The 9,703-nt window shown below is 42.7% G+C and carries 10 protein-coding genes and 1 pseudogene; 9 read left to right on the top strand and 2 right to left on the bottom strand.

Annotated elements, in window-relative coordinates:
• Window positions 1–167, top strand: a 167-nt coding sequence (locus AB4496_RS11625) for a DUF520 family protein (protein ID WP_372131010.1), incomplete at its 5' end; no start/stop codon positions are given.
• 188 nt (window positions 168–355) lie between these two features.
• Here the strand turns inward: AB4496_RS11625 and AB4496_RS11620 are convergent.
• Complete coding sequence (locus AB4496_RS11620) at window positions 356–1,297, bottom strand: bifunctional precorrin-2 dehydrogenase/sirohydrochlorin ferrochelatase (protein WP_009846642.1); 942 nt, start codon at window positions 1,295–1,297, stop codon at window positions 356–358.
• Between the two features lie 480 nt (window positions 1,298–1,777).
• Here AB4496_RS11620 and AB4496_RS11615 point away from each other — a divergent pair, with 480 nt between their 5' ends.
• From AB4496_RS11615 to AB4496_RS11590, 6 genes are all read left to right on the top strand, one after another.
• Window positions 1,778–2,806, top strand: a complete 1,029-nt coding sequence (locus AB4496_RS11615) for an amino acid ABC transporter substrate-binding protein (RefSeq protein WP_004733634.1) — start codon at window positions 1,778–1,780, stop codon at window positions 2,804–2,806.
• 71 nt (window positions 2,807–2,877) lie between these two features.
• Window positions 2,878–4,083, top strand: a complete 1,206-nt coding sequence (locus tag AB4496_RS11610; RefSeq protein WP_009846641.1) for an amino acid ABC transporter permease — start codon at window positions 2,878–2,880, stop codon at window positions 4,081–4,083.
• Window position 4,084: 1 nt separating this feature from the next.
• On the top strand, window positions 4,085–5,182 hold the full coding sequence (locus AB4496_RS11605; RefSeq protein ID WP_102257897.1) for an amino acid ABC transporter permease: 1,098 nt from the start codon (window positions 4,085–4,087) through the stop codon (window positions 5,180–5,182).
• Window positions 5,183–5,204: 22 nt separating this feature from the next.
• Window positions 5,205–5,969, top strand: a complete 765-nt coding sequence (locus AB4496_RS11600; RefSeq protein ID WP_009846639.1) for an amino acid ABC transporter ATP-binding protein — start codon at window positions 5,205–5,207, stop codon at window positions 5,967–5,969.
• A 295-nt stretch (window positions 5,970–6,264) separates the two neighbouring features.
• On the top strand, window positions 6,265–6,930 hold the full coding sequence (locus tag AB4496_RS11595) for a Bax inhibitor-1/YccA family protein (protein WP_017057206.1): 666 nt from the start codon (window positions 6,265–6,267) through the stop codon (window positions 6,928–6,930).
• 160 nt (window positions 6,931–7,090) lie between these two features.
• Complete coding sequence (locus tag AB4496_RS11590; RefSeq protein ID WP_008223499.1) at window positions 7,091–7,420, top strand: TusE/DsrC/DsvC family sulfur relay protein; 330 nt, start codon at window positions 7,091–7,093, stop codon at window positions 7,418–7,420.
• 57 nt (window positions 7,421–7,477) lie between these two features.
• On the opposite strand, the gene yccX is transcribed toward AB4496_RS11590, so the two are convergent.
• The gene (gene yccX / locus AB4496_RS11585) at window positions 7,478–7,765 is read right to left on the bottom strand and encodes an acylphosphatase (protein WP_102257898.1); all 288 of its coding nucleotides are present in this window, start codon (window positions 7,763–7,765) and stop codon (window positions 7,478–7,480) included.
• Window positions 7,766–7,853: 88 nt separating this feature from the next.
• On the opposite strand from yccX, the gene AB4496_RS11580 reads away from it, so the two are divergent.
• Together AB4496_RS11580 and AB4496_RS11575 are read left to right on the top strand one after the other, a co-directional pair.
• Complete coding sequence (locus AB4496_RS11580) at window positions 7,854–9,257, top strand: methyl-accepting chemotaxis protein (RefSeq protein WP_102257899.1); 1,404 nt, start codon at window positions 7,854–7,856, stop codon at window positions 9,255–9,257.
• Between the two features lie 117 nt (window positions 9,258–9,374).
• Window positions 9,375–9,703 (top strand): annotated as a pseudogene (locus AB4496_RS11575) (23S rRNA (cytosine(1962)-C(5))-methyltransferase RlmI); the annotation flags it as partial.

Below are 9,703 nucleotides of genomic sequence, written 5' to 3'. Positions count from 1 at the left end.
AGATCGTTAAGCTAATCAAAGACAACAAAGTTAAAGTTCAAGCTTCTATCCAAGGCGACAAAGTTCGTGTAACGGGTAAAAAGCGTGATGACCTACAAGCTGTTATGGCTCTAGTTCGCAGCGGTGAACTTGGTCAACCTTTCCAGTTTGACAACTTCCGCGACTAATTTTCGAGTTTGAGCGACTGCTTATTGTGGTTGCTCATTCATCAGCACAATGTCGTGTTTAAAATCACAAAAAGCCACTTCTTTTAGGAAGTGGCTTTTTATTTATCGGTCAGTCTTATTCAGGGTCTCTAGCCGATTTGCAAACAACTAAAAAGCGCTCGCTTCAACTAAAATCTATCAACTACCACTCACCTGAGCACTTTTGCAGCAGACAGTTTCAGGTCTTTACCTACCAATAGATTAAACTCTACGCTTGCTGGTGGAATAAACACACACACTCGTAATTTCTCAGCTCTGGCTTGCTCAAGCTTGGTTGATAGCTCTCCGCTATTAACATAGCTCTCTCTTTCTGCATCTCGACGGCATAAGTCTATAAATTCGAATGGACAATCGATTGGTGAAAGTACTAGCTCTGCCTCTTGCATCAGACGTAAAGCCTTCATAGAAAGTAGCTCAACATCTTCTTCAAATTCGATCCAAGTGACCTGCCCTTCACTATCAACTTGCTCAGTCAACGACTGTTGATAGTACGATTCAAGTTGATCCCTATCCGTCACTTGATTAATAAAACTGGACGACAAAAAGCGCTCCCAGAATTTTCGGCGTTCATCAACAGTAGGAAAGGACTCTTTAATTGAATTGCGTTTTGATGCACCGAAGTCCGCTATCAAACCTATGTTCTGTGGCAATACAGTTTCGAGTTTTTCTCTAATATTTCTCACCAAAACAGGTGATGCTCCCCCACTTGAGATCGCTATTTGGATTCGTCCGCGATTTATCATTGAGGGTGTGATGAAGTCACAATAGGGTAAGTCATCGACCACATTGACAAGAATACCCATTTTTTTTGCATCATTATGTACTTGATGATTTAGGTTTGGGTTGTCGGTCGTTGCCCACACTTGTAAGTAGTTTTTCGAGATAAGCTGTGACGAGTAAAAATTTTGAACCCAACGAAGTTTGTCTTCATCGGCTAGCTCTTTTAAGTAAGGTGCGACCTTAGGAGAAACCAAAGTTACATTAGCACCCGCTCGCAGCAAACTGTCGACTTTTCGGCAAGCAACCTCGCCCCCACCAACCACTAGAATTGGCTTATTCTCTACATCCAAAAACATTGGGAAATAACGCATGTTCTTCCTTGAGACTACTTCAATAACTATTCAGACATGCTACCAAATTTGGAGCATATTCATAACTATCCAAGCGTAATAAAAATATTTATTGACCAAATTTCCACCTTTTTTAAGGCTAATGCGCCACCAATAAGACTTTAATTCAGAATATTTACCTAGCCCACCGTCAATATAAAAACCTAAATCTCGTTGCACCAACAGTGTGAACCGTTGCACTATTTACATTCAGTTAACATTTGGTCATTCTAATTGTGTTCGGATTTGTGATTTCATTCAAAATTCTTTTTAAATTATACATTTGTGAAACTACGGATCCTTTCCTAACCTTATAAACAGTTGTTTAAATCGCACACGGTTTCATTTGCAAAATGCAACTCGCTTAATTTGAGCAACAAGGTCATAGACAACGCAACACACAAGAGACACTCAAACGAGTATGAGTATCAGGTGTCACCTGGTTAACAAGGAAGGATACAAATGACAAATAAACTAACACTTCTTGCTTCAGTAGTAGCTGCATCAACTGCGATGATGGCAACATCAGCATCAGCGGCAGAAAGCACTCTGGACAAAGTCACATCTCAAGGTTTTCTAACTTGTGGTGTAAGTACAGGTCTTCCAGGGTTCTCTAACCCTAACTCAAAAGGTGAATGGGAAGGAATTGATGTTGAGTATTGTCAAGCTCTTGCAGCGGCTGTACTCGGTGACAAGACTAAAGTTAAGTATGTACCGCTAACAGCAAAAGAGCGTTTTACCGCGCTTCAATCTGGTGAAATAGACGTACTATCTCGTAACACAACATGGACGCTACATCGTGACACTGCTCTAGGTTTGAACTTCGTAGGCGTTAACTACTACGATGGTCAAGGCTTCATGGTTAAGAAAGAACTTGGACTAACAAGTGCTCAAGAACTAGATGGCGCTTCAGTGTGTGTTCAATCAGGTACAACGACTGAACTTAACCTAGCCGATTACTTCCGTAACAGTGGCATGTCTTACAAGCCAGTGGTATTTGATACGGCAGCACAAACATCAAAAGGTTTCGACGCGGGTCGTTGTGATGTTCTTACAACTGACCAATCTGGTCTATATGCTCTTCGCCTAAATCTAGCTGATCCTAAATCTGCACAGGTACTTCCTGAAATCATCTCTAAAGAGCCACTAGGCCCTGTTGTTCGTCAAGATGATGACAAGTGGTTCAACGTTGCTAAATGGACCCTTTCTGCAATGATTAACGCAGAAGAGTACGGCATCTCTTCTAAGAATGCTGACGAAATGCTTAAGTCAAAAGATCCAAACATCAAGCGTATTCTTGGTGTTGACGGTCCTAAAGGTAAAGGCCTTGGCATTCGTGACGATTGGGGTTACCAAGTCATTAAACAAGTTGGTAACTACGGTGAGAGCTTCGAACGTACTGTGGGTACAGGTTCACCACTACAGATCTCTCGTGGCGTAAACGCACTATGGAATGCGGGCGGCTTTATGTACGCTCCACCAATCCGTTAATAAATTTACAAGCATCAATTAGGGCGGACTTTTCCGCCCTATTTATTAAATGGATTTGAGGTTATAGCAGTATGAAACCTAATGAAACTATTTCTCCAACTCAAGAAAAACCACAGCCCAAAAGTGCCAACCTTTTTTACAACCCCACTTTTCGCTCAATTGTTTTCCAAATTCTCGCCGTCGCGGCGCTTTGTGCTTTCTTTTACACGATTGTAAATAATGCACTCACAAACTTAGACTCCCGTGGTATCGCCACTGGTTTTGATTTTCTCTCCCAAGAGGCTGGTTTTGGTATCGGCTTAACACTGATTGAATACGACGAAACATTCTCATACGGTCGTACATTCTTTATAGGTCTTCTCAATACCGCTTTAGTTTCAGTATTAGGCATCATGTTAGCCACAGTACTGGGCTTTAGTATGGGTATCGCTAGGTTATCTTCAAACTGGCTAGTTAGCCGATTTGCAGCTGTCTACATTGAGATATTCCGAAATATCCCTCTTCTTCTACAAATATTTTTTTGGTATTTCGCCGTTCTACAAGCATTGCCTTCCGCTCGTCAGAGTATGAGCCTTGGTGAAGCTATTTTCTTGAATGTACGTGGTTTGTACTTCCCAGCTCCAGTGTTAGAACAAGGCAGTAGCATTGTCATCGCATCATTGATTGTCGGTATCATCGCTACTTTTGTTATCAACATCTGGGCTAATAACAAACAAAAGCTAACCGGCCAACAAACACCAATGTTGCGAATTGCTGCAGCGCTGATTGTGGGCTTACCATTAGTCACTTACTTTGTTATGGGTATGCCTATCTCTGCGGAGTACCCTGTTCTGAAAGGGTTTAACTTCAAAGGTGGTATCAGCATCATTCCTGAATTGGCAGCATTGATGCTCGCTTTAAGTATCTACACAGCAGCATTCATCGCCGAGATTGTGCGTTCAGGTATTAATGCGGTAAACCATGGGCAAACAGAGGCTGCTATGTCTCTAGGGCTCCCGCGAACAAGAACTCTTAAGCTAGTCATTATTCCGCAAGCATTAAGAATTATTATCCCACCACTAACTAGTCAGTATTTAAACCTGACCAAAAACTCATCACTTGCGATGGCCATTGGTTATCCCGATCTTGTATCTGTCTTTGCAGGGACAACATTGAACCAAACTGGACAAGCTATCGAAGTAATCGCGATGACAATGGGCGTCTACTTAACCCTAAGCCTATTAACATCTGCTCTAATGAACATATACAACCGCAAAGTAGCGTTGGTGGAGAGATAAGATGAGTACACATCAATTTCAACCTGATCTTCCGCCTCCAGCGAATACTGTTGGACCTGTCGGTTGGTTAAGAAAAAATCTATTTAATGGACCAATTAACAGTGTCGTCACTGTGGTGCTTGCTTACTTTGCTTTCACTTTATTATGGGCAATAGCTGATTGGGCATTCTTGAGCGCTGATTGGATAGGAATTACACGCGATGCCTGTACTAGCGAAGGCGCTTGTTGGGTTTTCATTAGCGTCCGTTGGGACCAATTCATGTACGGCTTCTACCCAGAAGCGGAACTGTGGCGTCCTCGCTTTTTCTACGCAACATTAGCTATTTTTGTTGCTTTGTTAGCTTACGAAAAAACACCTAAGCGTACGTGGATTTGGTTATTTTTTGTAAACATCTACCCGTTTATCATTGCGGGCTTACTATACGGTGGTGTATTTGGTCTAGAGGTTGTTGATACCCATAAATGGGGCGGCCTACTGGTTACACTGATCATCGCACTTGTTGGTATCGTTGTATCACTACCTATCGGTGTCGCACTGGCGCTAGGGCGTCGTTCAGAGATGCCAATCATCCGCAGTATGTGTACCGTATACATCGAAATCTGGCGTGGTGTACCACTGATTACGGTTCTATTCATGGCCTCGGTAATGCTTCCGCTCTTTTTATCAGAGGGGATGGAGACCGATAAACTGATACGTGCGCTTGTCGGGGTAGTACTGTTTAGTGCTGCTTATATGGCGGAAGTAATCCGTGGTGGTTTGCAAGCAATACCAAAAGGTCAATACGAAGCCGCTGACGCTCTAGGGTTGAGCTATTGGAAAAAAACGGGGCTTATCATTCTGCCTCAAGCTCTTAAAATCACGATTCCTTCAATTGTGAATACCTTTATTGGTTTGTTCAAAGATACCAGTCTAGTTTTGATTATCGGTATGTTTGATGTACTAGGGATTGGCCAAGCCGCGAATACCGACCCTGAGTGGCTTGGGTATTCAACAGAAAGTTATGTATTTGTCGCGTTAGTGTTCTGGGTGTTTTGTTTTGGCATGTCGAGATACTCGATTTGGCTAGAAAACAGACTTCACACCGGTCACAAACGATAATTAACAAGATCAAGGACGTATTATGACGCAGCAAACAGAAAACAACTCTCAAGGTCTTATGATCGAGTTAAAAGACATGAACAAGTGGTACGGCGAATTCCACGTACTTAAAAACATCAATCTAGAGGTTAAGAAAGGCGAAAAAATCGTTATCTGTGGCCCTTCTGGCTCAGGAAAATCAACGATGATCCGTTGTATCAACCGATTGGAAGAACACCAAAAGGGTCATATCTTCGTTTCAGGTAATGAATTGACGGAAGACCTAAAAAACATTGAAGCCGTGCGCCGAGATGTTGGTATGTGTTTTCAACACTTCAACTTGTTTCCACATCTGACGGTATTAGAGAACTGTACTCTAGCCCCTATTTGGGTCAAAAAGATGCCGAAAGAGGAAGCCGAAGCCATCGCAATGAAGTTCCTTGAGCGTGTAAAAATACCAGAGCAAGCGGATAAATTCCCAGGCCAACTGTCTGGTGGACAACAGCAACGTGTGGCAATTGCTCGTTCTTTGTGTATGAATCCTCAGGTTATGCTATTTGATGAGCCAACATCGGCACTCGACCCAGAAATGGTTCGTGAAGTATTAGACGTAATGGTCGAATTAGCCGAAGAAGGCATGACAATGTTGTGTGTAACGCACGAGATGGGCTTTGCTAAAGAGGTCGCAGATCGCGTCATCTTTATGGATGCCGGTGAAATCATAGAAGAGAACAACCCTGTCGACTTCTTTGAAAACCCACAATCGGACAGGACGCAGAACTTCTTGAGCCAAATCTTGCACCATTAATGTGTTATGATGCATAAACTACAGAGGCGGCTTAGGTCGCCTCTTTATTTTTCGATGTTATCGTTCGTTTTCCAAAGGTTATAAATCATTAGCCAGTAACTATAAAAGTTTGAACATCGAGTGTTAGCGACACTTTATACGTCATTAGAAATACTTTGTTACACCTTCAGAAACACTTAACCGACTATTTTGATTATTATTTTAGATATACAAGAGGAATGAAAGACTTGATTTTTCGAACTTTCAGCCCCATAAATGTACTAATAACTATTGAAGTCACCTTACGAGGAAGATTATGAACAGCCCTATGTTTTCACGCACAGCATCTCAAGAAAGTGCTCTGCAAACCAATAAAGTGTTGCGTAACACCTACGCACTACTGTCTATGACACTACTTTGGTCTGCTGTAGTAGCAGGCGTATCTATGGCGATGAACCTTCCTCGCCCTGGTCTTATCATTATGCTAGTTGGTTTCTACGGTCTTCTATTCCTAACAGAAAAGAACCGTGACAACAGCATGGGTCTAGTCTTCACATTCCTATTTACAGGTTTCTTAGGCTACACCATCGGTCCAATCTTAAACATGTACGTTGGCGCAGGCATGGGTGATGTCATCCTAACTGCACTTGGCGGTACAGCACTGGCGTTTATGGGCGCATCAGCTTACGCACTAACAACTAAGCGTGACCTGTCGTTCCTTAACGGCATGCTATTAGCTGGTTTCGTAGTACTGCTTGTAGGTATGGTTGCAAACATCTTCCTACAAATGCCTCTACTATCATTGGCAATGAGCGGTATGTTCATCCTATTCTCGACTGGTGTTATCTTGCTTACAACGCAAAACATCATTCGTGGCGGTGAAACAAACTACATCTCTGCAACGATTAGCTTGTACGTATCGATCTACAACATCTTCATCAGCCTGCTAAGCATCCTAGGCATCATGGGCAGCGACGACTAATCGTTCCTATCACTGAATCATATCTAGCCCAAGAGCCCATCTCTTGGGCTTTTTTGTATCTATAAGTGCGATATTTCTTTAGATAGCGACAATTTCAGTTGAGAAAGATAAACTTGGTCATGTACCCTATCCGCATAGTTAATTGGATTCTGGATTAAACATGTTTGAATATAACGGCAAGCAAATCGAAACCGACGCTCAAGGTTATCTGTTGGATTACACTCAATGGGAAGAAGGTATGATTGAAATTCTTGCACAAGATGAAGCCATTGAGCTTACAGAAGCACACTTAGAAGTCGTGCATTTTGTAAGGAGCTTTTACGAAGAGTTCAACACTTCTCCTGCCGTTCGCATGCTCGTAAAAGCGATGGAAAAAGCGCACGGCCCAGAAAAAGGCAACAGCAAATACCTATTCAAATTATTTAAGAAAGGTCCCGCGAAACAAGCAACAAAACTCGCCGGTTTACCTAAACCAGCAAAATGCTTGTAGACTTAAACAGCGCTAGGTTGCTCTCAAGGTAAAAAGACAAATACTGTAGTGCCATAGCTACAGTATTTTAAACTCCCCTACACCTACGTCCTGCCGCTCACTATCTTTAACTTGATACATGACGACATCATCGACTGTCGCGCTCGATGGGCCAATATTAAGCCAAGCGTGTAACTTCTCAAGTTGCAGTACCTCTCCAACCGCTAACACTTCAACTCGACCATCATTTAAGTTCTTAGCATAGCCGGAAATACCCAAAGCTTGCGCCTGCCTACTGGTGTGATAACGAAAGCCAACACATTGAACTACGCCTGACACGACAAAAATATACTGCAGAGTATCCATAACGTTGCCTCATAAATTATATGGATGATATAGTTGCGATTCTATTCATTCACCATTTATTGGTGGGCTTACTTCGAGTATTACAATTATGAAAGAAATCCCGTTTCGTTGGATTGACAAATATCTCATTCACCTAAAAATCCAAGAAAAGTTCTATCTACTATTCTTATTACCTCTTATCGCCCTGGTTATACTGACTTTAGTTTTAGATAGCGCCGCGGACTCTTTACTTGCTCACCTTTATCAGGATGAATTGCTCCTGACGAAAGGGCTGATTGAAGCTGGACAACTCACTAAAGATCAGGTGTCTCAACTCATTAGTAATTCTGAAACCATCTCTTTAGGATATGGTGCAGGATCTGTTTCTGTCATGAATGGCGCCTTCAGTTTAGTCGCAAGCCATGACCAAAACTTATGGTCAGCTCTATCTACTACTCAGGTATCGATTATTGCAGTAACTCTCACGCTGATAGCTCTGGGGGTTTACTACATCATGACTTTCATTGGTGGTGCTATGTTCTCGATGAACAAAGCACTCAGCACACTTGCGAGTGGCGATTTAACTTGTCGCATGAACTACTTTTTAGTTCGCGATGAGTTCAGTGAAATTGCTATTACTATCGATAAGGTAGCCGAGCGTGAACAAAACATGGTTCTCTCAATCCAAGAGTCCGTTGCTCTCATGCAGCAAATCAGCTCAGATTTGAACCAGTCAACACAACAAAGCTCAGATATCTCAAGTAATCAACAAGAGCACTTGAATAGCCTCGCCAGCGCAACTGAACAAATGGCAGCAACGATTCGCGAAGTCGCTACCCTTGCCCATGATTCAAGCACTCAAACAATGGACGCTCGTGGTGTCGCACAAAGTGGTCAAGTTAAGGTTTCTAATACTTTGGAATCGATCTCTAGCTTATCCCAAGAGATTCAATCGGCTTCGCAAGCAGTAGAAGAACTCGATGCTAATGCAGCGCAGATCGATGAAGTAGTCGCAACCATCAATGGTATCTCTGAACAAACTAACCTGTTAGCGCTAAACGCTGCGATTGAAGCTGCTCGAGCTGGAGAGCAAGGCCGTGGTTTTGCAGTTGTTGCTGATGAAGTTCGCGCTCTTGCCGGACGAACTCAACAAGCGACAGTTGAAATCCAGAGCATGATCGAGTCGTTACAGCGTAACAGCCAATCATTAACAAAACTGATGGAAGTGACAGTAAACAATGCCAATGAAGGCCAAACACTGATGTCGGAAGTGAACGTTGAGATCGGTTCTTTAGCTGAGAAAAACCAGTCTATTTCTGATAGTAGTACGCAAATTGCTACTGCTGCAGAAGAGCAAGGTGTCGTTGCGGATAACATTGCACAAAGCGTTGAAGAGATTCGTCATCAATCAGACGGCATCTGCGAGATGATCAGTAAAAGTAACTCTAACGTTGACCAACTTCGTAAGCAGAGCGATACGATGGAAGGTTTGCTGACAGGTCTTAAAGCTTAATACTGACATCTATGATGGTTCAATACAAGGGCTGCTTTTGCAGCCCTTTCTTATTTGCTTTTCCCTTGTACTTCCCCGACAATACCCCTCCTTCAAATTCAACAAACAGAGTAAATTATGACTCCTTCAATTCATCTAGCTAAAGGCCGAGATAAATCACTACGCCGTAAACACCCTTGGGTATTTTCACGCGGTATCGATAAGGTCGAAGGCGAACCACAACAAGGTGAAACTGTAGACGTATATGCTCAGAATGGTCAATGGCTAGCAAAAGCGGCTTACTCACCAGAATCTCAAATTCGAGCTCGTGTTTGGACATTTGAAAAAGAAGAAATTAACAAAGCGTTCTTCGTAAAACGAATTCAAGACGCGCAATCACTGCGTGAAGACATCATTGAGCGTGATGGTTTAACTGGCTACCGCCTTACCGCTGCAGAGTCTGATGG

It is taken from the genome of Vibrio sp. 10N.222.46.A1, from assembly GCF_041473595.1.
GTDB classification, from domain to species: Bacteria; Pseudomonadota; Gammaproteobacteria; order Enterobacterales; family Vibrionaceae; genus Vibrio; species Vibrio tasmaniensis_A.
The sequence above is the reverse complement of the archived record's forward strand: the minus strand, read 5'-3'. Positions and strand labels throughout refer to the sequence as shown.